Genomic DNA, 25960 nt, shown 5'->3' on the forward strand with positions numbered 1-25960 from the left:
TCGCCGTCGCCGTCGCCGTCGCCGTCGCCGTCGCCGTCGCGGAAGCGGGCACGTTCCAGAGAGCCGCCGCCGACCCGTCGATTGCCCAGCAGTCCGTCTCCAAACGCATCGCCACGCTGGAGCGCGACCTCGGAGTGCGGTCTGTTCACCCGCGCCCCGCGTGGTGCCAAGCTCACCATCGCCGGGCAGGCGTTCCCGCCCCACGCCCGCGAGCTGCTGCGCGTCGCCGAGTGCGCGGGTGCCTCGGTGCGCCCCGGCCGCCGTACGCTGGGCGCGACGTGATCGCCTCGCGCGGCGCGCAGTCGAGCCTGATGCGCGGTCTCCATCGCTCGCATCCCAAGATCGACCTCGACGTGATGACGCTGTTCGACATGGCGACGGCCGTCACTGCCATCCGCTCCGGTGCGATCGGCGCGTCGTTCCGCGCCGTCGCCGCGCCCGCCCGGCCCCTTTCCGAGGGCATCGAGTCCGTCCGGCTGCTGGATGAGCCGATCAGCTCCTCACCGGCCCCGCCCACGTGCTGGCGAGCGCCCGGTCGGTGCCCCTGGCTGAGCTCGCCGGGCACCGGATCTGGACGCGCGGCATCGCCCCCGGTACAGAGTGGGGCGCCTACTACGACGACCTCGTCGCCGAGTTCGGCCTCACCATCGAGGTGACGGGCCCCGACTTCGGCTCCGACGCGCTCCGCGACACCGTTGCGGACACCCCGACTCTGGCCACCTTCCATGGGCGAGCGCACCCGCCCCATCTAGCCCGCAGGCCACGGCCTGGGCATCCCGGTAACCGACCCGACGCCTGCCTCTCGGACCACCCGGCAGTTTCGTAGAGCATCTGCCGCAGCGCCTTTCCCGCGAGGCCGGGGTGGCGGGCGTGCAGTTGGAGACCGCGTACGACAACGACGTCGCAGAGGCGCAGCATGAGGCGAAAGGCCGAATGCGAGGAGTTCTACGTCTGCTTCCACGGCTTGGAAGCCTGAGTTCCGTTAGTTCCCTCAATTCCCTTCCTTCGAGGTGAAACATTCGCGCACCCCCGACGCGTCAATGGGGTGAGTCGAAAGCAAGGGGGACGGGGATGGGGCAAGCACGCAGGGAGGGGTTCCGCGAGTTCGCGGAGGGCCGGGCGGGGAGTCTGTACCGGTCGGCCTGTCTGCTGGCGAGTGGGGACACCCATCTCGCCGAGGACCTCGTGCAGGAAACCCTGGGTCGGATGTACCTGATCTGGGGGAGGGCCTCCAGCATCGACAATCCGGCGGCCTACGCGCAGACGGTGCTGGTGCGGGAGTACCTCAAGCACAAGCGTCGCCGCTCCGCGGGGGAACGGCCCTTCGCCGTCCCGGCGGAGTCGGGCGGGACGGCGGCGCTCTCGGTCGCGGGAGCCGATCCGGTCCTGCGGCTGACTTTGTTGGAGGCGCTCGGCCACCTGGCCCCCAAGGACCGGGCGGTGCTCGTGCTGCGGTACTGGGAGGACCGCAGCGTCGAAGAGACCGCCGAGGCCTTGAGCGTCACCTCGGCGGCCGTACGTACGCGCAGTTCCCGAGCGATCGCCCGCCTGCGCGCGGAACTGGGCGGGAGTCTGAGTGTGTTCGTGGCCACCTGAGCCCGGCGGACCTTCCTGCCCGTCGGCCCACCCCTCGCCCCTGTCACGTTCGTCGCCGGGCCACACACCGGCGCGATTCCCCACCACCACCCGGAAGGTGATTCGGCATGCCCTTTGAAGATGAACTCGGTGCGGCCCTGCGGCGCACGGGAGACGGATTCGTCCCCGGCCGCCCGGACCTGGTGGCCGCGGGCGAACGGCGCGGACGCCGGTTGGTGGCCCGCCGTCGGGCCGCCGTCGTCGGCGGCTCGGCGCTGGCCCTGGCCGTCGTAGGCTCCGTCGGAGCCTACGGAAGCGGTCTGCTCGGTGTCGGCACCGGCAGTGGCGGCATGCCGAACGTCGCCGCCGCCCCCGTCGCCACGACCGAGCCGGCCGCCGCCTCCACCCCGACCACCGTGCAGTCGGCCGGTGGGGTGAGCGCAGCCCGACTGATCGAGATTTACCGGCAGTTGCTGTCAGGCGGCCGGGTGAACGACACGACTGCCAACGTGCCGGGCGGCGCCGACCAGTCGCCGAACGCGATGGTGGCCGGCGTGTACGACGACGGCAACGGCCGCGCGGCGATCTCCGTCGGCCTCGCCCGCACCGATCCGCACGGCCAGGCGGCCGAGGACATGCTGAAGTGCCCCGACCGCAAGCTCGTCCCCTACGACTCCTGCGCGGTCGAGACGCTGCCGGACGGCGGCAAGCTGAACCTCTTCCAGGGCTACGAGTACCCGGACAAGCGCGAGCCCACCAAGCTCTGGCGGGCCGTCCTGGTCACCCGTGAGGGCTACCAGGTCGATGTGTCGGAGTGGAACGCCCCCGCCGAAAAGGGGCAGCCCGTCAGTCGGCCCAACCCTCCACTGAACAAGGCCCAGTTGAAGTCCTTCACCACCTCGGCCCTGTGGCGCCAGGTCCTGAGCCGGCTGCCCGCGCCCCAGCAGGCGCCGGAGGGGGCGGATGCCGCGGACGCGAACGCGGGCAACGGGGCGAGCACCGGCGCCTCCGCGGGCACGAGTACCGGTACCGGCACGCGCGACACCACCGGCACGACCAGGGACAAGGGCACCGGCGGCGCCACCGCGGGCGACCCGCAGCCGTCCGGCGGAACGGCCCAAACGCCTGACCAGGGAGGCACGGGCCCGGAAGACGCGAGCCAGGGCGGCTCGGGCCACAGCGGTACGGTCGCGGTGCTGGAGTCCCTCGTCCCGAAGTCCGGGATCACGATCCTGCGCAGGTCCGGACAGCCCGGCTACGGCTCCCTCGTGCTTGACGACGGCAAGGGTGCCTCGCTGGTCCAGGTCAATGTCCAGGAGGGCATGGGCGAGCTGCTCAAGGACCGTATGGAGGGCGCGAGCGTCGTCGTCCTGCCCGACGGCACCCGGGTGCTGGCGGAGCAGAAGTCGGGCGAGAAGGGCGGCTCAGGTGTTGTCTGGTGGAGTGTCGACACGCTGCGGCCGGACGGGCGCCGGGTGGTCGTGTCGGCCTTCAACACCGGTGACCAGTCGAAGGCGGCCACCCGGGCCAAGCCTGTCCTGACGATGGAGCAGATCAAGGTTATCGCCCTCGACCCGAAGTGGTTCGGCTGACCGCTCGCGCGGGGTCCTGTCCGGCATTCGCCCGGGGCCCCGTCTGGCGGTCCACTTGGCGTCGGCGCAGTACTTTATGACCGCTGTCGTAAAGGGGAAGGGGACCGGGTCTGCGCGAAGCAGATCCGGTCCGCCCGATCGGCGACGGCGCCCTGCCCGTAACCCCTCGACGAACGCCACCCGCTGCTCGGCGCCGTCCTGCCCGACAGTGACGGGGTGCTGGCCGACGATCCGTGCGATGTACTGGTCGTAGCCCTGTCAGTGCTGGTCGGCATGATGTCCTGATGTCCTGATGTCCTGATGGCCAAGCGGCCCAAGACCGATCATGCAGGGGCAACCCGCGAGCTCGATGAGGCGGGATGCGAGCCCGTGACGCCATACCCGGCCGGCCGGACGTCCACCACGGGTGACGGCCGGCTGCGGCATCTCACCGTGGCGCTGCCGCCTGAGTTCGCCGCCCGCCTCTTCGCCGCCCAGGACGCCGGGGCGAACGAGCAGCAGCTGCGTGTCATCGCCGCCGAGGGCATCCAGGAGGTCTACTTCAAGGACCGTGGGCGCCGCGCCGGCGGCCTCCTGATGGAGTTCACCGACGTCGAGCACATCGAGTTCGACCTGTGGGAACCCGGACAGCAGCGCGAGGCCGAGCCGACGACGTGAGCCGAAGCACGATGGTTGTCACAGAGGCAGGTGTCCTGTCACCCAGGTCGACGGCGGAGGCGGGGTGCCGGGCAGGGGGTAGCGTTCCGGCATGACGTCAGCGCTGCCCCGGTTTCCGCCGCATCCGATCCGCGGCGTATGCGTGCTGCATCAGAAGCAGAACTGCGCGCCACATTTCGCGGAGATAGAGGTGGATTTCGAGCCCGCAGCCGAGGGCTTCGCCTTCGAGGCAGCTCAAGAGCTGACGGTGGACTACGAACCTGCCGAGGATCTGCCACGCTTCTTCGCGGCTGCCGCCGTGGGGATCGAGGAGCAGCTGAGCTTGCCCGAGCACGGAGTCGTGATCGCCACTCGGGTGGTGCTGCGGCGCGCCCGCGCCGATCCGTTCGGCTCTCACGAACTGGCCTTCAAAATCGCGGGCTACCTCGCCGCCCGTAAGGCTTTGGAGCGTACGGGGTGCCCGCGACTCTGAGCGCTGTCCCTCGCGACGGCGGGTAGCTCAACCCTCACTGTCAGCCGGACCTCAAGTGACAACAGGCGTGCTGTCGTGGACGGGGTGACAAGTAGCGCGCTGCCGTGGCAGCAATTGCCGTGCTTCGGTCAAGTGCAACCCCAGGTCAGTACCGACCGTGGTGACAGTTTTCGTGCTTCGGCACACGACGGTTCGGCCTCGCTCTGCTGTCCGAGACCCGCCGTGAGAAAGGCGTTGTGCGGGAGGTCCCGCGTCGTGTTGCTTTGGAGCGTGAGCGTGAGCGTGAGCGTGACGTGGTTCGCGCCTGACGGGAAGACCGATGCCTTGATCGCGCTGCAGCGCAGCGCGCCGGTGTCGACTCAGGAGGCAGCCAAGCCGCGGCACACCCTCGCCGACATCGCACAGGCGCTTCCGGGCCTGCACAAGGGTTTTCTGGGACGGCTCCCCGAAATCCTGCGACTGGAGCCGAGGGCACGAACCAGGTCCAGCGCATCGTCATGGCCCGCAACCTGCCGTAGGGGCCTGACCCAGCCGGACGCGAGGCTTCCCGGTCCGTGGCCGGGGGACCGCGCGTGTTCCGATCGGCGGCGCACCCCCTAGGCTGTGCGCCGGCCGGCCCCAGACGCGGGGTCCCAGGGGGCGGGGAACACGATGTCCGTAGAACGTCACATAGCGGGGATGCTCCAGCAGATCGCCCGCCAGCAGGACATCGTCGAGACCGCCCCCCAGGGCACCACGCCGAAGGCGGCCGCCCTGGCGCACGTGGCGGAGCAGTACGGCTACACGTACGGCATGGCGCACAGGACCGGGTTCAAGAACTCGCTCGTCCAGGTCCGGATGTACCGGGAGCCGGGGCCCGACGCGCGCGTCCGCGAGGCCGCCACCATCACCGCCCATCCGCTGGCGGGCAACGGCGGGACAGTGCCCGGGCTGGAGCAGGGCTCGCTGAAGCCGCTCCCCGAAGCGGTCGGCGCCGTGGCCGTGCTGAAGGACCTCATCACCTTCGACGTCATGGCCCTGTACGTCGCCGACCGGAGCCAGAAGGTGAAGTGCTACCTCGCCTGCGCGGTCCTGACCGTCCTCATGCTCTTCGACAGGTCGCCGGTCGAAGCGGTCGCCTCCGGCGGGGCGGTCGCGCTGCTCTTCACCGTGGCGTTCAAGGTGGGCGCGTTCCGCCGCGGGAAGATCGCACAGCGGCTGTCGGCCGCCGGGTTCCTCGCGGTGCGCGACGAACAGGGCCGCCAGCGGTTCCTACGCCCGGGGCAGCAGTTGCCCGGCCACCCCAACCCGTTCGCCGCCTGAGGCCCTGGCCTGCGGCGCAGGCAGGACCGGAACACCGCCGGGCAGCTGCCGCCGGCCGAGTTCGCCCGGCTGCTCGGCGGAAAGGTTAACGGGGGGGGGTAGCCACATGATCGGGCGAACATGTCCGGTACGGGCCGCCCAGGGCAACCTGCACGTGTCGTGCCCCGACCCCGGCCCCGGCCCCGGCGCTGGCCGCAGCGCGCCGGCGTCCCCCGCTCAGGGCGCGGTGGCTTCCCAGGCCGCCTTGATCATCCGGAAGACCTCGTCCACCGTGGCCCCGGGATCGTCCGCCCGGCAGGCCAGCGCGTAGGCGTCGATGGTGAACCGCGCGGTCGCCCGGCAGGCCGTCGCACTCCGGGACAGGTGGGGATCGGCGGCCAGCGCCGCTGCCAGCGCCTGCGAGTGACGCAGGCTCATCGACTCCTCGTATTCGCGCAGGGCGGGTGATCCCTCGATCAGGCGTCGGACGGGGGCACTGCCCTCCGCCGTGCAGTGCCGCACCAGGGCCTGAACCTCGCGGTGCAGCGCCGGGATGAGCGGCTCGTGCGGAGGCCGGTCGGTTACCGCCCGCGTGAGGCGCTGTTCGAAGTCCTGGTCGCGCTCGAACACCAGGGCCTCCTTTGAGGCGAAGTGGGCGAAGACGGTGGTGACGGCCACGTCGGCCTCGGCCGCCACGTCACGGATGCCCACGGCCTCGTACCCGCGCTCCAGGAAGAGGCGCAGGGCGGTGTCAGTGATCTTCTGACGGGTCGCGGCCTTCTTGCGTTCGCGGCGTCCGGACGGCTCGGTCATGCCCTGATGCTACCAAGTAGGAATTCCTAACCGTTGTGAAACCCTAACGGTTAGTTTTATCTTGACCGCATGAGGAAAATCGGCTTCGCCGAGTTCGGCGGTCCCGAGGTCCTGCAACTGGTGGAAGCCGAGGAGCCCCACGCGAGCCCCGGTCGGATACGAATCGCCGTACGGGCGGCGGGTGTCAACCCCGTCGACTGGAGGATCCGGGAGGGCCAGGTCCTGGGAGCCCATCCGGTCGAGCTGCCGGCCGGGGTCGGACTCGACGCCGCCGGGGTGGTGGATGAGGTCGGGGAGGGCGTCGAAGGGGTCGAGGTCGGCGACTGCGTGTTCGGCGAAGGCGCCGACACGTACGCCGAATTCGCCGTGCTGTCGGCCTGGGCCCGGATGCCCGAGGGACTGGCCTTCGAGGAGGCGGCCGGGTACCCGTCGGTGGTGGAGACCGCGCTGCGCGTCATCCGCGAGGTCGGCGTGCGGCCCGGGCAGACGCTGCTGGTCAGCGGCGCGTCCGGCGGCGTCGGGTCGGCGGTGCTGCAGATCGCCCGCGCGCGCGGCATCACGGTGATCGGCACGGCCGGGGCTGCGAACCAGGACTACCTGCGCGGCCTGGGCGCCCTCGCCACGACCTACCACGAGGGCTGGGTCGAACGGGTGCGGCACCTGGGCCGGGTCGACGCGGCCCTCGATCTGGCCGGCTCGGGCGTGATCCGCGAACTCGTCGAGCTGACGGGGGACCCCCGCAAGGTCGTCTCCATCGCCGACCTCGGTGCGCCGCAGCTGGGCGTCCGGTTCTCCGGCGTGGCCGGGAGTGTGCCGGACGCGCTCGCCGAGGCCGTCGACCTCATCTCCCGGGGCAGGCTCCGCATCCCGGTCGAGAGGTCGTACTCGCTCACCGAGGCAGCGGCGGCGCACACTGACAGCCGCGCCGGCCACACCCGGGGGCGCCGGGTCCTGGTCGTCTGAGCCGCGGCCCGTCCGGCCTCCGGCCCCGAACGGCCGGTCACCAGCGGGTGGTGAAGCGGCGTCGGAGGAAGGGCGGTCCGGTGGTAGTGGGGGATAGCAGCCGGGCCGGCGGGCGGCTCTGGCCGGTCAGCTCGTAGCCGTACGCCTCCAGGCGGCTGCCGAGGACGTGCTCGGCGAGCCGCAGCTCCTCGGGGCCCAGGCGGTCCTGCCAGGCATGGCGTCGTCGTGGCTCTCGCCGAGAAAGGCGCACACCTCGGTCAGCATTGCGCTGTGGTGCGCTCGACGTGAGTTTGGCAGCCGTACGGTTTCACGGTGCCGGGCGGGCCGCGGGTGTGGGGCACCGTGCTGCGTGGGGACTGCGGTAACGGTCGGGGAGGCGGGGCACGACGCTGGTCATGAACGAGGTCATCTGCCGGCACACCCGTCGGCTGTCGTGCGTGAAGAAGTCGAACCAGAGCATGAGCCGGTCCTCGGGGTGGAACCGGCCGGTGATCTGTTCCGCGATGTCGGCGGCGGTTCCGATCAGGGCGTTGTCGGCCGCCGAGGCTACGCGTGCGGGGTCCAGTGTGCCCTCCAGAGCCTGCCAGTACGCCGCCAGCCGCACCTCGGCATCCGTGCGTGCGGCGCACCGGTTGAAGTCGGCGGACCGGCCGGGACCGTCGTTGAGGAAGACGAACACGGTGCGGGGCATGTGCCCGCGCCGCCAGGGGCCTCCGGCCGGGTGGTACTCCCGTTCGAGGCGGGTGTGGGTGGCCTCGATGACCTCGGGCGGGGTGATGCTGAGGTTGAACACCTTCACCGGGTGGAACCGGTTCAGGCGGGCCTGCAGGGTCGTGTCCTGGGTGCCTACGAGGAGGTCGAGGAGGTCCGGGCGGGCGATCTCCGGTATGGCCCGGACCGGTTCGAACTCCCACCGGCGGGGCACCGTGATCCGCTCGCCCGCCGCCCCGCTCGCCTTCCGTGCTCGCTGATAGGTGTCCGGGTCCTGGAAGTGGTCGGGGCCCAGCTGCGCTTCGGGGATGTCGTCGCTGGAGAGGGTCTCACCGGACAGCAGCCGTACGAAGATCTCGGCCGCCTCGGCGGCGACGGCCAAGCGCACCTGCGGCCAGGCCTCCTCCTCCCACGCGGCACGCGGGGTCACGCCGCTCAGCCGGCTGACGTAGTCGAAACGCCCGCCCGCGAAACCGACACGGATCCGCCGCCGCTCGTCCGGGTCGAGGCCGTGCCAGCCCAGCAGTGCGGCCACGCGCTCGGCGGCGGCCAGCGGGCCGCCCTGGCCCACGATGTTCATGATCGCGGAACCGACCTCGATCCGCCGGGTCCGGGCCAGGACCTGGCCCGCCAGTTGGCAGAAGTCCGTGTTCAGCCCGATCTCGCCCCGCCAGTTCGGGATCACCGGTCGCCGGTGCGTCCTTTGCAGCTCGCTGCTGAAATGGCTCCCCGCCACCCACACCGTCCGGAAACCCAACCGGTCCGCGACCTCGGCCTGTTCGAGGAAGTTGCGCAGGACCACCGCGTGCGCCGGCAGCGCACCGTCCGGCTGAGCCTGCGTCAGGCTGCAGAAAATGTCGAACCGCACCCCCGTACCTCCAGTCCCGAACACGTGCCCTGCACAGCCCACTCGACGCTCGTGTGCACCCCAACAGGCGTCCAGCGCCCGTCGCACGATGACGCTCGACCGGCGCCGCTGACACAGTGCTGACATCTCCCGCCCAGCCCGGCACCGTACCCCGGAAACGCCGGCTCCCGGAGCCGTTCCGGGAGTCGGCGCCCCGTTCAGGCCATCTCCCGCCGCCACTTCTGCGCATCGGATCCGCCACCTTTCTGGCCGCCTTCTGCGTAGGACCGCAGTACCTGCGCCGCGGACCTTCCCGGGCCGCACGGCTCCTGCTCACACCGTCGGGGAGGGGGTGCCGGTCGCAGTCCGCAGTAACCGGGGTACTTCGGCGAGGACCACATCGCCGGCTGGAGCCTGGCCATATTGAAGTCGATCCGTGCCGTCTGAGTGGTTGGTGGCCATGCCCTGAGGCCCTCCGAGCAGGATGCCTCGCGGCACCGTCGCCCAGGGTTCAGGTCGTCTTGGTCTGGCCACCGTCGATGAGGAACTCGGCGCCCGTGATGTTCGCGGCGCGGGGCGAGGCCAGGAAGAGCGCGAGGTCGGCGACTTCCTGAGGTTCGGTGAAGCGTCCCGTGGTGATGCCCATCTGCTGGGGCACAACCGTGTCCATGGCCTCTTGGGCCGTGGTACCCGCACCTGCCGCGACGGCCTCGGCGAAGCCGCCGGGGGCGGTCCAGAACGGGGTGCGGACCGGTCCCGGAGCGATGGCGTTCACCCGTACGCCGCGCGGCGCGAACTCCTCCGACAGCGCCTTGGTAAGGCTGGTCAATGCGGCCTTGGCCGCCGAGTAGTCCACCACCGTGGGGAAGGGCAGCCGGGCGTTGATGGAACTGATGTTGACGAGCGCGCCTCCGCCGTCAGCGAGCAGGTGAGGCAGCGCGGCGCGGCTGGTGCGGACGGCGCTGAAGAAGTTCAGGTCGAAGCCCCGCTGCCACTGTGCGTCGTCGATGGTGAGGAAGTCGGTGCGGGGCTTGGTGGCTCCGACGTTGTTGACCAGGATGTCGATCCTGCCATGGCGTTCCATCGCCGCCCGGATCAGTGCATCGGGGCCTTCGGTGGTAGCCAGATCGACGGCGACGAAGGTCACGCCATACGTCTCGCGCAACGCTGTCAGCTCAGGGGTCTCGGAACGGCTGCCGGCAACCACTCGCACGCCCTCACGCAGGAACGCCTCGGCAACGGCCAGGCCGATGCCCTTGCTGGCGCCGGTGACGACGGCGACTTTGTCGGTGAGCTCCAGATCCATCGGCACACACTCCTGTGTCATGAACTCTTCTCATTAATCGCACATTCATGGGCATTGTGGGCATCCAATCCCGTACGCCGTCGCAGGCACGCCGTGCCCTACTGTGGGTCTGCACGGTCAACGGTGGATCTTCGAACAGGAAGTGACACCTGATGACAGACGTGATCGTCTCGGCTGAGGCCGTGGTGGAAGTGCAGCCGGCCAGGCTGGCACCGGAGGTTCTGGATGGCCAGCTGGTCAGTCAGCTGGTGGACCGGGCCCAGGCGGACGGGATCAAGCTGACCGGCGAGGGCGGCCTGCCGCAACTGCTGACGAAGAAGATCCTCGAGTCTGCCCTCGAGGGCGAGATCACCGACCGCCTTGGGTGTGAGAAGCGCGAGAAGACCCGCTCCGGCAACACTCTGGACCCCACTGGCCAGGGACCTGAACGGCCCACCCAGTGCACCGCACGGCGGGAACGTGCCTTTTCCCAGTGGGAGTCGGCCGTGCTCCTGCAGACCCCATGTGGCAGGACTTCCTGGGCAAATGCTGCCAGCACCCCGCGGTCGAAGGTAGTGATGAGGCGACGCCCCAAGGCGGAGCATCTGAGGAACTTGACTGTCCCGAACCTGGTGTTGCTGGCCGAGCACAGCCGGGGCCACGATGTGCGGCGTGTGGCCGTCGGCGCCCGTCGACTTCTGCCGCAGGCCACCGTCGCCAGGCTGCCGGACGCCTCCCACTACTCCATTCCGACCGGGCGAAGGCTCTGACCGGAGTTCGTAAACGATCTTGAGGAAGTAGAGGATCGCCGGTCCGAGGGTGATCGGAAGTGCCGTCCTGGGTGTCCGTGTCGGGCGTACACGTGGCCCCCTGGTACGCCGACAGCCAAGGTACTGGGCGGCTCTTACGCGGCCGAGACGCGTACTGCTGGCCGGGTAGGCGGCCGGGGATGCGGAAGGCAGCAGCGTCACGGTGGGGTGTGGGTTTGATCCAAGTCGGCCGGCACCTCGGCCGTCGGACGGTTGCGACGTGCAGCTCGAGGTGGTGCGGACTACCCCACCTGCTGGCAGCCGTACTGCGGGTAGATCTGCCTGAGCAGGGAGGTGGCCTGCGGGGTCGTGGTGACCGTGAACACCGGCCCTCCGTTGCAAGACCACCTCGTAGTCACTAGCGCAGCAGCTTCAGCCGAAGACGGCAGAAGAACGCTGCTGGCGATCAGGCCGCCGGCGAGTGCCAGCAGGCACCTGCGAAATGGGACTCGCCACATGTCTCTCACCGCTCTCCATCAGGTCCGGGGCTCAGGGTCCGGACGAACATAAGAAATTATTTCGGCAAGAGAGGGGAGTGCCAATATTTATGCACTGAACGGGTGCGGAAGGGCACATGGGAGGCTGTAGCTGCCGCTTGGTGTTGAGCCGCTTGGTGTTGAGCGACGCTCTGTATGAGCAGGAACCACTGGATTGCCGTGGCGCTGGGTGGAGACGGCCTCACGAAGGGGCTGCGTTCTGAGATGCGCTTGGTGCGCGACGACATGGCTTGGAGTCGAAGCTGCTCGGTGGTCTCGGGCGCCTCGGATGAGTCGATGTCTGCGTCGACGGCAGCAGCCAGGTTCCGCCGAGAGGCCCGGATCCTAATCCAGCCGGCGGGCATGTCAAAGCGCGCTGCCTCGGGGAGATAGTCGGTGCAGCCAAGCACGACGAGTCGTCCCGAGGCCAGGTTGAGGCTGGCTTCGACTACGTGGTCGAAGTCGTCGCTGTCGTCGTCCGGCTGTGCTGGGATCCCGTCCCGCGCCCGCGTCCAGGCTGCGAGGGTGCCCTCGGTCTGGGCCGCGACCGCCCGGGCGTAGCCGTCCACCCGCTTGCGGGTGAACAGCGGCTGCACAAGCCGGCGCTGGCGCAGGTAGTCCTCGTCCTGGCTGGTCAGCAGGCCGTTGCCGAAGGAGTCCCGGATCTCCTGGTAGAAGGGGTTGTCCTTGCGGAAGTTGGCCGACTCGGAGGCCAGGACCCGCTGGGCGCCCTCGGCGGAGAAGACGCAGTACAGCTCGATGCGCAGCCCGGGCGGGCCCGCGTCGAGCCGTACGACGTCACCGTGGCGCCGCCGGGCCGGAGTCCGCCTTCGGGTCGAGGCACGACCCGAGCAGCGGCACCCCCTCCAGGCGCGGAACCTCCGCACCCGTCGCCATACCCGTCCCGACTCGCATGGCCGCCGCCCCCTCGACTCCATACCGACGGGTGGATTCTGCCGCCCGGCGCCCCGGCGGGCGGGCGTCTACCCGCCATCCGGCCGAATACCGACCCCCGTCAGCCAGTCGGCGACCGCCGCCGCGATGGGCAGACCGGTCTCGGTCTCGTACCAGGAGAAGCCGGGCGACGGATTGACCTCGAAACAGGCGATCCGGCCGTCCGGGAGGAGCTTGAGGTCGACGCCCGCGAACGGCAGTCCCAGACCGGCGGCGAGGGCGACGCAGCGCTCGGCGACGTCCTCGTCCAGCCGATGGGGGCGCAGCCGGGCGTCGGCCCCCACCTGGAGGCGCGCGTAACGGTAGTCGACCGCGGCGGAGTCGACGAGGACGGCGAACGTCCGCTCGCCCACGACGTGGACCCGTACGTCCGGGCCGTACAGGCGCTCCTGGAACTGGACGGGGCACCACCGCAGGCGTTCCAGTCGGCCGCCGTCGCGCTCCAGATCGAAGGCCGCGACCACAGACCTGATGCCGCTGGTGGACTTATAGACGGCCCCCCGGTGCTGGTAGACGAAGCCGAGGACCTCGTCGGGGTCGTCGGAGACCAGGGTTTCCGGGATGTAGAAGCCGTGGCGGGCGATGAGCTGCGCCTGGTACGGCTTGGACATGTTCGAGGCCATGGCCGACAAGGGGTTCGCCAGCCGGCAGCCGCCCAGGGCGTCGGCGACCTCGGTGAAGCCCAGCAGGGTGTCGTGCACGCGCCTCGCCCGAGTCCGCTCCTCGGGGGTCAGCCCGGGTACCGCATCGGGCTCCACGGGCCGCAGATAGGCGGCGGTGACGTGCCCGAGTCCGGTCGAACGCCCGCCGGTACGGATCGTCCCGGCGAGCAGGCCGGCGGGTCCGCCCCGATCCGTGCCGGACAGCTCCATGCTGACGGTGGCCCCGGCCAAGGCCTGCGGGTCCACCACCAGCACGTCGGCGCCCCGGGCGGCGAGCGCGCCGGTGACCATGGCCGTCGGGGGCTCGGACGGCACGCCCCACACCATGACGGTCATCGCTGCCCCAGGGCGCCGAGCAGCTGCCGGTACAGCCTGTGCCCGCCCGCCCGGAGGCCGGGGAGCGGCGAGGTGCCGGCGTAGTGCCAGCGGCCGCCGTCCACGAGGAACTCGACGCCGAACAGGCACCGGTCCGCGCCGACCGCCCTGCACAGGGCGGACACCCCGGCCGCGACCCGGGCCGGGACATCCGGGGTGACGACCCTTCCGTCCAGGCACACCGTGTGCACCGGCCGGGAGTGCGGACCCGCTGCGCGGTGCGCGGCGGCACGTACCGCCTCGGCCGGGTGCCACGGGTACCCGGTGCCCGCATACACGGGAGCGCAGTCGAGTCCGCAGGCCCGTGCGGCGGCCCACGCCCGGAGCGGGTCGGGGGCGGGGCCCGCCAGGCACTGGGGGGTGGGGCGGTTGCGGACGGGGCAGGGCAGTGCGGAGAGCCAGCTGAGGGAGAACGCGTGAAGTTCGGCGTTCGCGTACGCGCGCTCCGCTTCGGTGGCGTACTCCCAGGCGTGGGCCGGCGGCGCGACCGTACGGTTGAGCACGCCGCCGACGCGGGCGCAGTCGACCACCGTTCCGTCGGTCAGTTCGATGACCGTGCGTGCCCGGCCTCCCCCGGGACCGCCCAGCCGGTGCGAGCGGCGCCGGGGGAAGGAGAGCATCTCGGTGGGCAGCACGGTGCAGGGCCGTCCTTCGGCGCGGGCCCGCTCGGCGAACCACAGGGCGTGGGGGTCGTTCAACGGACACAGCACCAGGAGCACGGCGGTTCCCCTCAGATCTTCCCGGGCGGCCGGCTCAGGCCTGGGGCGTGTCGAAGTCGGTCTTCGCCGCAACGGCCTCGGCGACCCGGCGTTCCAGTTCCGCCCGCAGCTGCGAGGTCTCGTCCGCGGCCTGCTGCGACGCTCCCGAGAAGGCCGCGCCGCGCAGGTCGGGGCGCTGTTCCGGCGCGATGAAGCTGCCCAGCCCGGCCAGCCGGGCCTCGACGGCGCTCAGTCGCTGTTCGAGCGAGGAGTGGCCGCCGACGGGGCCGGGAGGACCGACGGGCGGCCTTTCGAGGACGGGGACGTCCACGATGTCCTTCAGCTGCTTGCCGTCCAGGACGAAGTCCTTGCTGAGCTCCTTGTCCTTGATGAACTCCTTGACCTCCTTGTCCTTGGTGAACTCCTTGACTTCCTTGTCCTTGGTGATCTCCTTGAGGAGTTCCTTGTCCTTGACGAAGGGCTTGTGGTCCGTGGCGTCCTTGACCGGCGACTTTCCGTGCGCCGCCGGGACCCCGCTCTCGGACGCCTGCGGCCCGGAGGTGCACAGGGAGATGCCGAGCTCCGACAGCACGGCGGCGATGGGGTTGGCCGAGGTGCTCGATCCGGCACCCGCGAACAGCAGGGCCACGACGAATCCTTCGTCGTCGACGATGACGGAACCGGAGTCGCCATGGTCGGAGAAGATGGCGTTGCGGGCCGGGTCCGCCGTGATGCTCACCTGGTTGGTCAGGGTGTGGACGCCGAGCCCGTCACCGTAGTTCACCTGGATGGTGCCCGAGACCCCGTCGACCGCGCCGTGGGTCAGTCCGGTCGTACGGCCGCGTTTGCGCACCGCCATGCCGAGCTTGGCCTTCCGGGTGCCCCGCACCGGTCCGATCTGGTCGATCTCGCACGAGGTGGCCTTGCCGGGGTCGATCGAGATCACGGCACCGTCGACGGCCGAGGAGAGGGTGGCGCGCAGGAGCGCCCCGAACTCGCCCTGAGGGGCCACACCGGTGTCGATGAGGCTCGGCTGCACCATGCGGTCGCCGATCGAGAACGTGTCGTCGACGGCCGCAACGTGGAAGTTGGTCAGGGCCGCCTTGGCCTGCGTCGCGTCGTCGACGACGATGGCGCCCAGCGTTCCGGCGAAGATGCTGCCGTTGATGTCCCGGCTGGGCCCCATGCTGATGCCGCCCTTGAGGGTGGACAGATGCCGGGTGTCGGCCTCCAGGGTCATGCCCACCGGGCGTGAGGCCACCTGGAGTACGTACATGCGCTCGACCACGTCGGTGACGAAGCCGTCGAGTTCGGCGGGCACCCGGTCGGCGTCCGGTACGTCGTCGGTCTTGCGCACCACGTGGACCCGTACGGCGATCTGGTCCGTGAGCTCGCCGCCCACTTCCTTGAAGCCGACGTCGATCCCCGTGACGTTCGCCTGTTCGAGAAAACGTTCTTCCACCTGTTGCTTGACGGCGTTGAGCTCTTTCACTGACGGCATTGCGGTCTCCTCCCGGTCGTGGATTTCACGCTCGCACGAGGCTCCGGGGCGCGCCCGGGGAGCGGGGCAGCGGGGTGATCCCCCGCCGCCCGGGCACAATGACCTCATGGAGATGAACGAGGAGCAGGCACGGGAGGTGCAGCGCCGGCACGAGGACCGCCTCCTCGCGCTGCCCTCCGTCACCGGGGTCGGTGTGAAGCTCCGCTCCGGCAGGCTGGTCCTGGCGGTCGACGTGGACCCGGACGCCGAGGTTCCGCCCGAGCTGAGCCAAGCGGAGATCGACGGGCTGCCGCTGGTGGTGGAGAAGCGCCGGTACGAACCCCAGTAGCCCCCTGGGCATGTCGTCCGGGGAAGTTGGTGACACGCGCGCTGGGTGCTTGAACGGGTGAGGGCCTCCTGACTCGGTGGGGATTTGCGACGTCTCGACCGACTCCAGGAGACCCTCGTGCCCCACCGCAGTGCCCCGCTGACCGATACCGGCCGCCTGCGGCCGGCCCTCTGTGTCGTGGACGACGGTCGGCTGCTGCGGTGGGCAGCGGAACGTTTCCAGGTCACCCATAACCACCGCGGCCCGCTGGGCCACCCACTACCGGCTTCTGGGCGTCGCCGGAATGAGTGACCGATCCAGCCGCCCCCACCACCAGCCGCGACGAACGGCGGCCGCGGTCGAGGAACACGTGCTGCGGCCGCAGCGTGAACACCGGATCGGACCGCTACGACTGGCCGCCGGATGCGGCATCGCACCCTCGACCGCCCACCGCATCCTCACCCGCCACGGCCTGCCCCCGCTGGCTGCCTGTGACCGGGCCACCGGTGAGCCCGTCCGCCACTACGAACGCGCCCGCCCGGGCGAACACAAGACCCTCGGCCGGGCCGAAGGCCGCCGCAACAAGACCGGGACAGGCCGGGCCCACCTCCACACCGCACTCGACGACCACACCCGCCTCGCCAACACCGAAGACCGCCCCCACGAGACCGCCCCGACCTGCGCCGGCTTCCTGACCCGGGCCACCGCCTGGTTCGCATCCCTCGGCATCACCGTCGAACGCGTCCTGACCGACAACGCCTGGGCCTACAGCAAAAACACCTGGCGACAGACCTGCCGTGACCTCGGCATCAGCCCACGATGGACCAGGCCCTGGCGACCACAGACCAACGGCAAGGTCGAACACTTCCACCGCACCCTGCTCGAGGAATCGGCCTACCACCAGCCCTGCGCCTCAGGCGCGCAGTCTGTTCGACGAGGCGATCGCCTTCCAGCAGACGCCGCTACGGGGTCACTGACGGGAACTCCTTCTCCGGCACCTTGACGAGACCCGAGCTGACGGGCCGCGCGTCATTGACAAGAACGAGCTGGCTCCTGGCCCAGGTATCGAGCCGGTCGCAGGCCCAGGCCGGGTCGTACGCTGCCGTGGGCGGCTGCGGTACGCGCTTTCGACCGGTGTCGTCGAGCCGATAGGGGACGTCGAAGGCCGTGTTCCAGCCGTCTGGGTTCACGGCAAACCGCTCTTCCGCCTCTGCTGGACTGATGCCCAGATACGGGGCGATCTCTGCCCAGGAGCTGCCTCGCTCGCGCTCGTAGATCACAGCCGGGGCCAGAGCGCGCTCCGCAAGTTCGATGAGCTGGAATGCCTGGCTTACCCGGCCCCCGGAACCGGTGTCAGGGTCGTTCTCGGTGGAGACCAGACCGGATGCGCCATCCGCAACGTCCGCTGCGTGATCGCACAGAACGAGGCGGGCCAGCGCCTGGCGGGTGAATCGGGCACGGTCGGCGTCATACGGGGTCGTCGCAGTCATTTCCACAGCCTCGCAGGCCGTGTCCGCAGCGAGCACCCGACTTCCGCCGAGGACCGACCTCCGCTTGACGCCTTAGCTGCATGATCTTTCTTCCAGTGAGCAGGGAGAAGTACGCGAAGCCGCTGGTCGGATCGATGCAGGTCAGCGGGAGGCCGGCGGCTGGTGCCGACACCGACACCGAAAGGCCACGCCGACAGGGATCAAATGCCTGAGTGGAGCGGGGGTGATCGACTAACGTGCGTGATGGGTTCCCCATGATCGAGGACGGGATCCACACCCATGGCCCGCCGCCAGCCCCTTCGACAAGCGTCTGGCTCGCACCCTCCGGTTATGCCCGTCTCCGACACCACGGCGGATTTCAAAAAACCCTGGCCGAAGGAAACCCTGGCCGAGAGGTTCGTCGGCCTGATCGCGAAAACCCCGGTGCGGGGTTATTCGGTGCAGCAGATGAACGTCAAAGGGTCTCCGCATTACCGAACGGGAACCGCACGCCCTGTAGATCAAGACAAGGGAAAACTCGAGAGATCGGAAGATCCTATGCCAGAGAATGCATCGGCAGCAGTTCAGGAACTCCAGCTGGCCATGGCACACATTGTGAGCCACCCCCGCCTACCCGACATCGTGGACGAGTTGGACAACGATGCGGACAAGCTGTCTTCGGCGAACGCGGACCCCCGCACGTTCCTCAGTGACAAGGGACTGCAACTGCCGCCCGAGTGGAATGTGCAGTTCTTCAAGAAGAGCCCCCTCGGCATCCAGGTCTGCATCAACGACCACTGTGGGCAGATCTCCATCCACCTCTTCTAGCAGGGGGCAGCCGGAGCACGGGAGAAGCGTGCTGCAGGGCCGTGATCCCGCTGGTCAGCGGGATGTAATGCCTGGTCGACTCTTCGCGGTGAACAGTGATCGTGGCGACCTGCGGGAAAGCGGCTCCCGGTGGACCCTCGCAGAACACGACCAGAGACGATCAGCCGCCGTATCACCGCACCTCAGAAGCTACACACCATCGTCGGGAGCCGGGCGAAACGGCACTGGCGAACGGGGCCGGGAGAGGAAAAGGACATGCCCAAGGCAGGATTGCAGGTCACCGTCGAGGGCGACCTGCCACCGAAGACGCTGGAGCGGATCGCGGACGCCGTGCGGCGAACGGTGCTCGACGAAGTCGCCGAACTCGACCTTGCACCCCCGCTGCGTGAGGTGCCCCCCGCCGAGCAGGCTCCTGAGCCGGGGCAGCCGGCCGACGTGCTGATGCACTTTCCGTTCCTGGGGATCATCCTCGAGCCGGAAGCGTAGTGGCCAAAAAAAGTCACCAGGCCGACACCGGGGGCGGAGCAACCTGCCCCAGCAGTTCCTGTGCCGCTGGCCATCTGCTGCTCGGCATCGTCCGGCCGGACGGAACCGTCGCCGCGCTGCACCCGCCGCTGCCGGTGAGTACCCGGTTCGCCGAGCGCGCGGCGGCCCCCGGGCTGCGCCCGCCCGAGGCTCGGTTCCGCTTCGCCGGTCCGTGTGTCGAGTCGGCATGCCGTCAGTGGGCAGAGGACCGGTGCTCCCTCGGCGACGCGGTGGCCGACCTGGGCCGCGCCGAGGGCGACGCCGTGGAGGCTGCGATCGCACCGCCGCCGTGCGTCATCCGCCCAACCTGCCGCTGGTGGGCCCAGGGCGGCGCAGATGCCTGCCGGATCTGCCCGCGTATCGTGCACACCACGAAGGCCTCACCGCCATCGCCTCCACCTGCATGACCGCCCTCCGGCAAGGCGGCTCCAGCTCTGGGTGACCCGCCGGTGCGGGCACTCCGCATCGCTGCGGTGCGGAGGTCCGTGCGACCCGGGGAGGCCGAGGTGGCCATCGAACCCGAGCTGCCCGTGCCTGCAACGGCGCCGTACAAGCTGCCCGGACGGGCGGCCGAGCAGGCCGTCGCGGGTGAGGTAGCCGACCGCGGAGGCGGTCACTCGCGGCTGGCACCGCGGCAACGGCAGGTCCTAAGTGCTCGCAGAGAATCAACATGCCGACTTGATCTCCGTGGGGCTGTTGGTGGTGACGAACGCGGTGACGTCGGCGGGTGTGCGGAACCTGGCTGTCGAGGGTGGGATGGTGTGGCCGTACTCGGCAAGGAGGGGCTGGACGTGCTGAACGGCCCTGGTGCTGGTGCTGCCGTTGACGCCGAAGAGCTGGGCGATCAGGTCTCGGGTTCCGAGTTTGCGCCGGTAGAGCACGGTGGCCAGGACTCTGTCGGCAGTGGTCAGCTTGTCCTTGGCGCCGGCGCCGCGAGCACGGACGCGGTCGCTTCCTCGCTGCTGAAACCGTCCGTTTTCACGTAGCTCGTCGAGTCTCCGGGACAGCTGGTCGACGAGTGCGTCCAGCGCCGACTCGGTCATGCCGGTCAGTTCCGGATTGCGCAGACCGTCAACGCGGGACTGCGGTGACAGATCCTCAGCCGGCCGCGGGTCGTCGGCGGCGCCGGCCGTCTCGTGGTGTCGTGGGTGGAGGGTGTAGTTCCAATCGCCGTGGAAGAGGTGCCGGTGCATGGGCAGGGCGTCGATGTCTGTGTCGGTGACCTTGATGCCTGTGTCATGGTTCCCGAATCGAGTTCGGCGTGGACCTTCAGCCCGGCGTGGGTAGTGGTCGCCTTGATGCTGTTCACAATGACGTCGTGGCTGGTCAGGGGCCTGCCACGCCAGTTCATGGAGATGTGGGAGAACAGCCGGTGCTCGATCTTGTTCCACTTCGAGGTGCCCGGCGGCATGTGGCAGACCGTGATCTCCAAGCCCGTCTCGGCGGCAAGGTTGGCGAGTTCGGTCTTCCAGGCGCGGGTGCGGTATCCGTTGGAGCCGCCCGCGTCCGCGGTGATCAGCAACCGGGTGGCGTGCGCGTAGTCGTGGCTGGCACGGACCTGCCACCAGCGGCGGATGGAGGCAACGGCGAAGGCTGCCGTGTCGTGGTCGGAGCCGACGCTGACCCAGCCGGTGTTCGCGGCGACGTCGTAGATTCCGTACGGGATCGCCTTGCCGGGTCCCTGCCGGTCCAGGAAGTCGTGGGTCTTGACCTGGGCCGGAGCTCCCTTCGGCTCCCACTCGCGGCCTCCATTCTTGTAGGGGCCGACCTGTTCCTTCTTCTTCGTATCCACGCTGATCACCGGATCACCGGCACCCATATGCTCCTTGGCCCGGTCGTTGATGTAACGGAACTGGGCATCCCGGTCGGGATGCTGCCCGCCCTCCAGGGTCTTGGCGTTGGCCTGGAGACTGAACCCTTCCTCCCGCAGAAGGTCGGCGACAGTGTCCGCCGAGATACGGTGCCCCTGCCTCGTGAGCTCGGCGGCGAGTTTGCGTGTTGACTTCGTCATCCAGCGCAGCGGCGACATCGGATCCCCACGCACACCTGGCTCGACCAGCGCCAACAGTGCAGGTCGCAGCCCTGGATCCACCTCGGCCGCCCGCTTGCGACCGCCGCCCGAGCGGCGAACCCGGCCCAGCGGTTCCACTCCCGCTTCCAACTCGTCCACGCCCTTACGGACGGTCGTCTCGCTGACCTCGGTCGCTCGGGACCGCCCGGATCCCGCCGTGTCCCGGGATCCTGGCCTCGGCCCCCATCAGCAGATGACGCTGCCGCTCGTCCAGATGCGGGAACAACACCGCAAACTTCAGGACGAGTTGATCACGGACCTCGCCAGATATGCGCATATCACACCAACGAGCCGAACAACGGGAAGTAACACCTTGATTCTCTGCGAGCCCTAACGACCTCGTGCATGGTTGGCGTGACGGCGGTTGGGCTGGGTCGTTGGGCTGTTCGTGGTGGGGATCGCAGCACGAAGACTGATCATGGCTGAGCGTCGTATCACGGGACTCTCGACATCCGTGATCGCCGACTTGGTAGTGGAGTTGGGGCCGGTCTGGCAGTCCCGCAGAGATGCCGAGCTGCTTGACCGGCCGCGCCGGCGGGCGGTCGGTGCGGGAGCCAAGTACAAGCTGGTCTTCGTCGACCGGCTGCTGGCCACGCTGGTGCATCTGCGGCACGGCGTGACGCACGACGTCTTGGCCTGCTGGTTCCAAGTCGACCGCTCCACCATCACCCGGGCGGTCGCCGAGATCAGGCCCTTGCTCGCCGACCGCGGTTGCCGGACCGAGCACGGCCTCAGGCTCCGAACCCTCGCCGATGTCATCGCCCACATCGGCGCCACCGGTCGGACCGCACTCATGGACGCCACCGAAATCCAGGTCCGCAGGCCCTCGGCCCACCGCGGCGGACGCAGCCGCTTCATTTCCGGCAAGAGCCGTATCAACGCGATGAAGGCCCTGGTCATCACCAACGAACAGGGACGGCTGCTGTTCTGCGGCGAAGTCCGTGCCGGCTCAGTCGCCGACATCACCCAAGCGCGTGACGCCGGCCTGGTCGATCTCCTCGCCGACAGCATCGATTTGCAGATACTCGCCGATGCCGGCTATCAGGGCCTCGGCGCCCAGACCTGCGGCCAGGTCGTCACACCGCCACGCAAACGACGCGGCAAACACGATGTGCGCGGGGTGCATACCGCTCTCGATCTCCTCGACGCACATCCCGCCGGGCCAGAAGGGGTCAGCGGCGGCAACAAGCAGGGCGATCATGCGCAGCCCGTCCCCGTGCCGTGGATCTGCCCGCCGTAAGCTTGACTCTGTCGGGGATCTTGCGAGTTCATTTGCCGATGGTTCGCCAGGAGGTGAGCCGGGGGATCTTGCGCTGGTCGAGGTAATTCTGGAAGGCCGTCGATTTTCGGGGTGGAGAGTTTTCTTCGGTCGACGGTAGTCCGCTGAGACGCTCGATGTTGACGGCGATCGCGGTCAGCACGTGCTGAATGTGGGCTTTGCGCTGGCCTCGATAGCGGCAGCCGTCGTATGCCATGGCCGTGGGCGAACTCATTGACCGTGCCTTCCGCGCCGGAGCGCATGGCATAGCGGATCTTCCATTCGGGGGTCTGCTGCTCGGTGCGGACTCGGAGTTGCAGGTCGCGGAGTGAGCGTGGGGGAAAGCACACGGTGCGGACGATTTCCCGTGAGGTGGTGCACTGGGTGTGGGCGGGGCATGACTGGCACTGGCTCTTGGTGAACTTCGCCACGATCAGTGGGGCCGCGGTGGGTGAGGAGGTCGGGTAGGGGCCGTGCCAGCCGTGGCTGACCTGTCCTTGGGGGCAGGTGACCTGCTGGCGGTCGTAGTCGATGTGGAAGTCGTCGCGGGCGAAGCCCGCGCCCTGGCGATGCTGCCGGGTGGGGTTTGCCGGCTGTGGTCCGGTGACGGTGACCTGGTGGTCCTGGGCGGCTTGCTCCACGTGGACCAGGGAGGTGTAGCCGCTGTCGACCAGGTGCTCGGCGGGCGGCAGGCCGCGGCGCCGCAGGCGTGTGTGGATGCCGGGCAGGAGCTGGCTGTCGTGGGTGGTGGCCGCGGCAGTGGCCACATCCGTGATCACGTTGGGGGTGTCCGGAGCGCAGGTCTCGGTCAGATGAGCGGCGAACCCTCTCCAGCTGATGATGTGTCCGTGGCGTGCGTAGCGGGCCGAGGTGTCGTACGGGGAGACGATCGCCCGCGAGGAGGGCGGCAGCCCCGGTCCGTCGTTCTCGTCGGTGCGCCAGCGCAGGCAGCCCTCGGCGTCACGGTGGTAGTTCTGCACCATGATCTGGCGCAGGGCCTGGACTCGGAGGCCGGAGGCCGGAGGCACGGTCCGTCCCATGCCGGTAGAGGTGTTCCAGGAGTCGGGAGGCGTCGTTTCCGGTGGCGAGGATCCTGGTCTTGGGCTTGGTGGGGTTCTTGCCCAGGCGGACAGGTCGCCCGTATCGGTGCCCCCACTCCTCGTCGACCAGGCCGTCCAGCAGGTGCCCGGCGGAGCCAGCGACCTCTTCCAACGTGGCACGTACCGCTTCGGTGATCAGTTCCAGGCGAGTCAGGTCGCGTACCCGCAGCCAGGACGTGGGTGGAGTCGGTGCGCTGCGTGGTGCGTTGGCCCACGAGGCCGGCATCTTGGAGGCGGACCAGGGCGAGGTCGAGGAGGCGGTCCGCGCGGTCGGCCTCGGTGAGCCGGTTGCGGAAATCGGCAAGCACGCTGTGGTGGAATCCGGGGTCGTCCAGCTCCAGGGCCATGGCGTATTTGAAGTCGATGCGGCAGCGGACCGCCTCGGCGGCCTGCCGGTCCGACAGGCCGAGCAGGAACTGCAGCACGCAGACGGTGGCCAACTGGGCGGGTGACAGACCCGGGCGCCCGTCTCGCGGGTACCAATCAGCAAAATCCTCATCGTGCCACAAGCCGTCCAGCCGGTCTCTCACCCACATCGCCGTCGTGCCACCCGAGTTGCTCGCTCGCGCAATCTGCGCGGTCAGAGAAGGGACTTGCTCACCGGAACAGGGGCGGAGCGACAACGGGCACCTCGACGATTCCATCGGTCACTGGAACAGCCCGAGCATGCCCGTTGATCATGCTGCCGCACCGGGGAACGCCAAGATCCCCGACAGAGTCAAGCTCAACCGCGCCAACATGCGCGCGGCCCTGCGGAAGCTGGTGAATGCTACGTTCGCCGTCCGGGACCGCAGGCCCCTGATCCGGTGGGGTGCTGACTGCTGCCCGGCCCGCCCGGCGCGGTGCCGTCGTGGGCCCCGGACCGCTCGGCATGCTGAGGCCATGGATCAAAGCAGCTCCGAAGGGGCAAGGACGCCGACCCGGGACTACACCGGTGCGGTCTACGGCTCGCTCCTCGCCGCCTCGGTCATCGCGACGGCGGGAACGCTCGGTCCCTTCCCCCGGCTCCAGCTCGTGGTCATGCTGCTCACCACCGGTCTGGTCTTCTGGATCACGCACGTCTACGCCAACGTCGTGGGTGACCGGCTGGCGCACCAGGGGCTGTCGTGGGAGCTGGTCCGCCGCGAAGCGCACAAGGAATGGCCGATCGCCGGGGTCGCGATCCCACCGGCCATCGCCGTGCTGGTGTGCCCTTCCCTGGGGCTCGGGCCCGAGGGCACCGGATGGGTCGCGCTGTGCGTCGCCCTCGCGCAGCAGATCGGCTGGGCCACCGCGGTCCTCGTCAGAGCCGGCGCCACGCGCCGTCTGATCGCCGTGACCGCGGTGGTCAACCTCCTGATGGGACTGGCCCTGGTGAGCGCGAAGGTCCTGGTCAAGCACTGAATCGCCGTAGGGCTACGGCTGCGGTTTCGTCGCACGGGGCTGGGTGGCCGGGATCCGCAGGGTGAAGAACAGGGCGACGGTCGCGGCGAAGGCGAGGGCGGCGCGCAGGCCGTAGATCCGGGCGGCGGCGTTCGCGTCGAGGGCGGCCTGGGCCACCTCCGGGCTGGTGCCCGCTTCGTCGAGGGCCGTCTTCAGCTGCGCGTCCGACAGGAAGGGCACGCCGCTGGCGAGTTCGACGGACGCCTGGGTCTTGACCTCGGCGGAGACCGCCGGGTTCTGCTCGACGCTGGTCAGGAACGACCCCGTCATGGCGGCGATCAGGATCGACCCGGCGAGCGCCGTGCCGATCGAGGCACAGAGGGTGGTCACGGCGGTCTGGACGCCGCCGACCTCCGCGCTCTGTTCGTCCGGCACCGCGGACACGGTGACCGAGCCGAGCTGGGACGCCAGCGCGCCCACCGTGCTGCGGCGCCGGGCAGCGGGCGAGTCCGTCGAGCAGATCCGTCTCGACCTGATCATCCCCACCGGCAAGCGCAAGGGCCAGAACCCCGGCCTGGCCAGCATCTACCGTGCGCTCGCCGAGCACGAGAAGACCCAGGCGTACCCGGAGGCCATCGAGACGGCACACACCGACTTCGCCGCCCTTCAGCAGCGCGACCTCAGCCCCGTGTAGTTACTCAGCGCTATACGCCACCTGGCGGTAGCTATACGAGAACAGGGCCAACTCGGCGAGCGCGGCGAAGACGTGGAAGACGAGCCTGCCGCCGGGGGGGGGCGTGTCCAGGGACTCGTGCAGCGAGTGGAAGCCCACCCCGCGCTTGCGCAGGCCGGAGACGATGGCGATCAGATCCTGGATGGACCGGCCGAGCCGGTCGAGGGAGGGCACCACGAGGGTGTCGCCGGGCCGGGCGTAGTCGAGGGCCTTCCACAGCTCCGGCCGCTCGGCGTTCTTCCCGGACAGTTTGTCTGTGAAGATGCGGGCGCAGCCGGCGCCTTCTAGCTAGCTGCGTTGTTAGCGCTCGCGTGCCTGTCCTTGAGAGTTCGCTGAAATCGGCGGAGACGGCGTTGGCGGCGTTGGCGGCGTCGTGGGAGTTGGTCATCTCGACCCCTTCCGGTCTTGGGCAGGAGCGACGGGTTTTTCGATCCAAGCCCTCCATGCCCCCTGCCGGGGCAGTGTTCACTGTCAGTAGATGATCACTACTCGTTCAGGGGAAGCCCCGCACGCGCGGTCGGGCCGGGGTTCGGTGCACGTGGCGAGGTGCTCGGAGTCGCGTCACGGTGGGAAGGGCCGGCGGGGACGATAGTCCGGGGCGGGTTCGTCACTGGTCGTCAGTGATCTGCCCGGCCA

Annotated in this window: 22 protein-coding genes and 7 pseudogenes; 15 read left to right on the plus strand and 14 right to left on the minus strand. The window is 69.5% G+C overall.

The annotated features are described in order from the left end of the window. Positions 1 to 14 precede the first annotated feature (14 nt). The 6 genes and pseudogenes from ACFV0Q_RS06885 to ACFV0Q_RS06910 all read left to right on the plus strand — a co-directional run. A pseudogene (locus ACFV0Q_RS06885) lies at positions 15 to 749 on the plus strand (LysR family transcriptional regulator); the annotation flags it as partial. A gap of 322 nt (positions 750 to 1071) precedes the next feature. Next, positions 1072 to 1596: a SigE family RNA polymerase sigma factor gene (locus ACFV0Q_RS06890; protein WP_385001574.1), complete on the plus strand. Its 525-nt coding sequence runs from the start codon at positions 1072 to 1074 to the stop codon at positions 1594 to 1596. A 107-nt stretch (positions 1597 to 1703) separates the two neighbouring features. Further along, complete coding sequence (locus ACFV0Q_RS06895; RefSeq protein ID WP_385001577.1) at positions 1704 to 3167, plus strand: hypothetical protein; 1464 nt, start codon at positions 1704 to 1706, stop codon at positions 3165 to 3167. Between the two features lie 399 nt (positions 3168 to 3566). Then, positions 3567 to 3824, plus strand: a pseudogene (gene tpg, locus ACFV0Q_RS06900) (telomere-protecting terminal protein Tpg); the annotation flags it as partial. A gap of 91 nt (positions 3825 to 3915) precedes the next feature. After that, complete coding sequence (locus ACFV0Q_RS06905; protein WP_385001580.1) at positions 3916 to 4296, plus strand: hypothetical protein; 381 nt, start codon at positions 3916 to 3918, stop codon at positions 4294 to 4296. 651 nt (positions 4297 to 4947) lie between these two features. Further along, a complete protein-coding gene (locus tag ACFV0Q_RS06910) occupies positions 4948 to 5598 on the plus strand; it encodes a hypothetical protein (RefSeq protein WP_385001583.1) in 651 nt (216 codons plus the stop codon). 216 nt (positions 5599 to 5814) lie between these two features. On the opposite strand, the gene ACFV0Q_RS06915 is transcribed toward ACFV0Q_RS06910, so the two are convergent. Then, complete coding sequence (locus ACFV0Q_RS06915; RefSeq protein ID WP_385001586.1) at positions 5815 to 6390, minus strand: TetR/AcrR family transcriptional regulator; 576 nt, start codon at positions 6388 to 6390, stop codon at positions 5815 to 5817. 69 nt (positions 6391 to 6459) lie between these two features. On the opposite strand from ACFV0Q_RS06915, the gene ACFV0Q_RS06920 reads away from it, so the two are divergent. Further along, complete coding sequence (locus ACFV0Q_RS06920; RefSeq protein ID WP_385001589.1) at positions 6460 to 7353, plus strand: NADP-dependent oxidoreductase; 894 nt, start codon at positions 6460 to 6462, stop codon at positions 7351 to 7353. A 37-nt stretch (positions 7354 to 7390) separates the two neighbouring features. Here the strand turns inward: ACFV0Q_RS06920 and ACFV0Q_RS06925 are convergent, their stop codons facing one another. The 3 genes from ACFV0Q_RS06925 to ACFV0Q_RS06935 all read right to left on the minus strand — a co-directional run bounded on the left by ACFV0Q_RS06925 (position 7391) and on the right by ACFV0Q_RS06935 (position 10217). Next, positions 7391 to 7603 carry a hypothetical protein gene (locus ACFV0Q_RS06925; protein ID WP_385001592.1) on the minus strand — a complete coding sequence of 71 codons (213 nt, stop codon included), beginning with the start codon at positions 7601 to 7603 and terminating at the stop codon, positions 7391 to 7393. 57 nt (positions 7604 to 7660) lie between these two features. Continuing rightward, on the minus strand, positions 7661 to 8932 hold the full coding sequence (locus ACFV0Q_RS06930) for an LLM class flavin-dependent oxidoreductase (RefSeq protein ID WP_385001595.1): 1272 nt from the start codon (positions 8930 to 8932) through the stop codon (positions 7661 to 7663). A 490-nt stretch (positions 8933 to 9422) separates the two neighbouring features. Then, entirely contained in the window at positions 9423 to 10217 is a 795-nt protein-coding gene (locus tag ACFV0Q_RS06935) for an SDR family NAD(P)-dependent oxidoreductase (protein WP_385001598.1), read from the minus strand. Positions 10218 to 10369: 152 nt separating this feature from the next. Here ACFV0Q_RS06935 and ACFV0Q_RS06940 point away from each other — a divergent pair, with 152 nt between their 5' ends. Beyond that, positions 10370 to 10966, plus strand: a complete 597-nt coding sequence (locus ACFV0Q_RS06940; protein WP_385001600.1) for an alpha/beta fold hydrolase — start codon at positions 10370 to 10372, stop codon at positions 10964 to 10966. A gap of 1009 nt (positions 10967 to 11975) precedes the next feature. Here ACFV0Q_RS06940 and ACFV0Q_RS06945 read toward each other — a convergent pair. From ACFV0Q_RS06945 to ACFV0Q_RS06960, 4 genes and pseudogenes are all read right to left on the minus strand, one after another. Next, positions 11976 to 12378 (minus strand): annotated as a pseudogene (locus tag ACFV0Q_RS06945) (cytochrome P450); the annotation flags it as partial. 86 nt (positions 12379 to 12464) lie between these two features. Continuing rightward, the gene (locus ACFV0Q_RS06950) at positions 12465 to 13433 is read right to left on the minus strand and encodes a RimK family alpha-L-glutamate ligase (RefSeq protein WP_385001603.1); all 969 of its coding nucleotides are present in this window, start codon (positions 13431 to 13433) and stop codon (positions 12465 to 12467) included. Further along, positions 13430 to 14170 (minus strand): hypothetical protein, encoded by a 741-nt coding sequence (locus ACFV0Q_RS06955; protein WP_385001606.1) that lies wholly within the window; start codon positions 14168 to 14170, stop codon positions 13430 to 13432. The genes ACFV0Q_RS06950 and ACFV0Q_RS06955 overlap by 4 nt, the downstream gene beginning before the upstream one ends. A 55-nt stretch (positions 14171 to 14225) precedes the next feature. Further along, entirely contained in the window at positions 14226 to 15671 is a 1446-nt protein-coding gene (locus ACFV0Q_RS06960; protein WP_385001609.1) for a hypothetical protein, read from the minus strand. Positions 15672 to 15777: 106 nt separating this feature from the next. Here ACFV0Q_RS06960 and ACFV0Q_RS06965 point away from each other — a divergent pair, with 106 nt between their 5' ends. Together ACFV0Q_RS06965 and ACFV0Q_RS06970 are read left to right on the plus strand one after the other, a co-directional pair. After that, positions 15778 to 15999: a hypothetical protein gene (locus ACFV0Q_RS06965; protein ID WP_042818333.1), complete on the plus strand. Its 222-nt coding sequence runs from the start codon at positions 15778 to 15780 to the stop codon at positions 15997 to 15999. A 117-nt stretch (positions 16000 to 16116) separates the two neighbouring features. Beyond that, positions 16117 to 16894 (plus strand): annotated as a pseudogene (locus ACFV0Q_RS06970) (IS481 family transposase); the annotation flags it as partial. Between the two features lie 46 nt (positions 16895 to 16940). Here ACFV0Q_RS06970 and ACFV0Q_RS06975 read toward each other — a convergent pair. After that, positions 16941 to 17468, minus strand: coding sequence for a hypothetical protein (locus tag ACFV0Q_RS06975; protein WP_385001612.1), 528 nt, complete (start codon positions 17466 to 17468; stop codon positions 16941 to 16943). 330 nt (positions 17469 to 17798) lie between these two features. Here ACFV0Q_RS06975 and ACFV0Q_RS06980 point away from each other — a divergent pair, with 330 nt between their 5' ends. Further along, positions 17799 to 18275 carry a hypothetical protein gene (locus ACFV0Q_RS06980; protein ID WP_385001615.1) on the plus strand — a complete coding sequence of 159 codons (477 nt, stop codon included), beginning with the start codon at positions 17799 to 17801 and terminating at the stop codon, positions 18273 to 18275. A 255-nt stretch (positions 18276 to 18530) separates the two neighbouring features. After that, positions 18531 to 18761, plus strand: a complete 231-nt coding sequence (locus ACFV0Q_RS06985; RefSeq protein ID WP_385001618.1) for a hypothetical protein — start codon at positions 18531 to 18533, stop codon at positions 18759 to 18761. Between the two features lie 704 nt (positions 18762 to 19465). Here ACFV0Q_RS06985 and ACFV0Q_RS06990 read toward each other — a convergent pair. Further along, positions 19466 to 21058, minus strand: a pseudogene (locus tag ACFV0Q_RS06990) (ISAzo13 family transposase). Between the two features lie 267 nt (positions 21059 to 21325). Here ACFV0Q_RS06990 and ACFV0Q_RS06995 point away from each other — a divergent pair. Continuing rightward, the gene (locus tag ACFV0Q_RS06995; RefSeq protein WP_385001621.1) at positions 21326 to 22111 is read left to right on the plus strand and encodes a transposase family protein; all 786 of its coding nucleotides are present in this window, start codon (positions 21326 to 21328) and stop codon (positions 22109 to 22111) included. Here the strand turns inward: ACFV0Q_RS06995 and ACFV0Q_RS07000 are convergent. Next, positions 22069 to 23112 carry a transposase gene (locus tag ACFV0Q_RS07000; RefSeq protein WP_385001624.1) on the minus strand — a complete coding sequence of 348 codons (1044 nt, stop codon included), beginning with the start codon at positions 23110 to 23112 and terminating at the stop codon, positions 22069 to 22071. The genes ACFV0Q_RS06995 and ACFV0Q_RS07000 overlap by 43 nt on opposite strands. Positions 23113 to 23540: 428 nt before the next feature. Beyond that, positions 23541 to 23873, minus strand: a pseudogene (locus ACFV0Q_RS07005) (transposase); the annotation flags it as partial. A 238-nt stretch (positions 23874 to 24111) separates the two neighbouring features. Between ACFV0Q_RS07005 and ACFV0Q_RS07010 the strand changes: the two are divergent. Next, positions 24112 to 24612, plus strand: a complete 501-nt coding sequence (locus ACFV0Q_RS07010) for a hypothetical protein (protein WP_385001627.1) — start codon at positions 24112 to 24114, stop codon at positions 24610 to 24612. Positions 24613 to 24624: 12 nt separating this feature from the next. On the opposite strand, the pseudogene ACFV0Q_RS07015 reads toward ACFV0Q_RS07010, so the two are convergent. Beyond that, positions 24625 to 25071: pseudogene (locus ACFV0Q_RS07015) on the minus strand (MFS transporter); the annotation flags it as partial. Between ACFV0Q_RS07015 and ACFV0Q_RS07020 the strand changes: the two are divergent. Next, the gene (locus ACFV0Q_RS07020; protein ID WP_385001630.1) at positions 25037 to 25285 is read left to right on the plus strand and encodes a hypothetical protein; all 249 of its coding nucleotides are present in this window, start codon (positions 25037 to 25039) and stop codon (positions 25283 to 25285) included. The pseudogene ACFV0Q_RS07015 and the gene ACFV0Q_RS07020 sit on opposite strands and share 35 nt — an antisense overlap. On the opposite strand, the gene ACFV0Q_RS07025 is transcribed toward ACFV0Q_RS07020, so the two are convergent. Beyond that, positions 25286 to 25588 (minus strand): recombinase family protein, encoded by a 303-nt coding sequence (locus tag ACFV0Q_RS07025; RefSeq protein ID WP_385001633.1) that lies wholly within the window; start codon positions 25586 to 25588, stop codon positions 25286 to 25288. It abuts the gene before it with no gap. Between the last annotated feature and the right edge of the window lie 372 nt (positions 25589 to 25960).

Origin of the sequence: Streptomyces sp. NPDC059564 (assembly GCF_042735575.1) — a bacterium.
Taxonomy (GTDB): domain Bacteria; phylum Actinomycetota; class Actinomycetes; order Streptomycetales; family Streptomycetaceae; genus Streptomyces.

What these genes read in the sequence shown, in the direction of transcription:
- ACFV0Q_RS06890 (WP_385001574.1), top strand. Translation starts at nt 1,072, where the DNA reads ATGGGGCAAGCACGCAGGGAGGGGTTCCGCGAGTTCGCGGAGGGCCGG.
- ACFV0Q_RS06895 (WP_385001577.1), top strand. Translation starts at nt 1,704, where the DNA reads ATGCCCTTTGAAGATGAACTCGGTGCGGCCCTGCGGCGCACGGGAGAC.
- ACFV0Q_RS06915 (WP_385001586.1), bottom strand. Translation starts at nt 6,390, where the DNA reads ATGACCGAGCCGTCCGGACGCCGCGAACGCAAGAAGGCCGCGACCCGT.
- ACFV0Q_RS06985 (WP_385001618.1), top strand. Translation starts at nt 18,531, where the DNA reads ATGCCCAAGGCAGGATTGCAGGTCACCGTCGAGGGCGACCTGCCACCG.
- ACFV0Q_RS07000 (WP_385001624.1), bottom strand. Translation starts at nt 23,112, where the DNA reads ATGGTGCAGAACTACCACCGTGACGCCGAGGGCTGCCTGCGCTGGCGC.
- ACFV0Q_RS06910 (WP_385001583.1), top strand. Translation starts at nt 4,948, where the DNA reads ATGTCCGTAGAACGTCACATAGCGGGGATGCTCCAGCAGATCGCCCGC.
- ACFV0Q_RS06980 (WP_385001615.1), top strand. Translation starts at nt 17,799, where the DNA reads ATGCCCGTCTCCGACACCACGGCGGATTTCAAAAAACCCTGGCCGAAG.
- ACFV0Q_RS06940 (WP_385001600.1), top strand. Translation starts at nt 10,370, where the DNA reads ATGACAGACGTGATCGTCTCGGCTGAGGCCGTGGTGGAAGTGCAGCCG.
- ACFV0Q_RS06920 (WP_385001589.1), top strand. Translation starts at nt 6,460, where the DNA reads ATGAGGAAAATCGGCTTCGCCGAGTTCGGCGGTCCCGAGGTCCTGCAA.
- ACFV0Q_RS06935 (WP_385001598.1), bottom strand. Translation starts at nt 10,217, where the DNA reads ATGGATCTGGAGCTCACCGACAAAGTCGCCGTCGTCACCGGCGCCAGC.
- ACFV0Q_RS06975 (WP_385001612.1), bottom strand. Translation starts at nt 17,468, where the DNA reads ATGACTGCGACGACCCCGTATGACGCCGACCGTGCCCGATTCACCCGC.
- ACFV0Q_RS06950 (WP_385001603.1), bottom strand. Translation starts at nt 13,433, where the DNA reads ATGACCGTCATGGTGTGGGGCGTGCCGTCCGAGCCCCCGACGGCCATG.
- ACFV0Q_RS06905 (WP_385001580.1), top strand. Translation starts at nt 3,916, where the DNA reads ATGACGTCAGCGCTGCCCCGGTTTCCGCCGCATCCGATCCGCGGCGTA.
- ACFV0Q_RS06965 (WP_042818333.1), top strand. Translation starts at nt 15,778, where the DNA reads ATGGAGATGAACGAGGAGCAGGCACGGGAGGTGCAGCGCCGGCACGAG.
- ACFV0Q_RS07010 (WP_385001627.1), top strand. Translation starts at nt 24,112, where the DNA reads ATGGATCAAAGCAGCTCCGAAGGGGCAAGGACGCCGACCCGGGACTAC.
- ACFV0Q_RS06960 (WP_385001609.1), bottom strand. Translation starts at nt 15,671, where the DNA reads ATGCCGTCAGTGAAAGAGCTCAACGCCGTCAAGCAACAGGTGGAAGAA.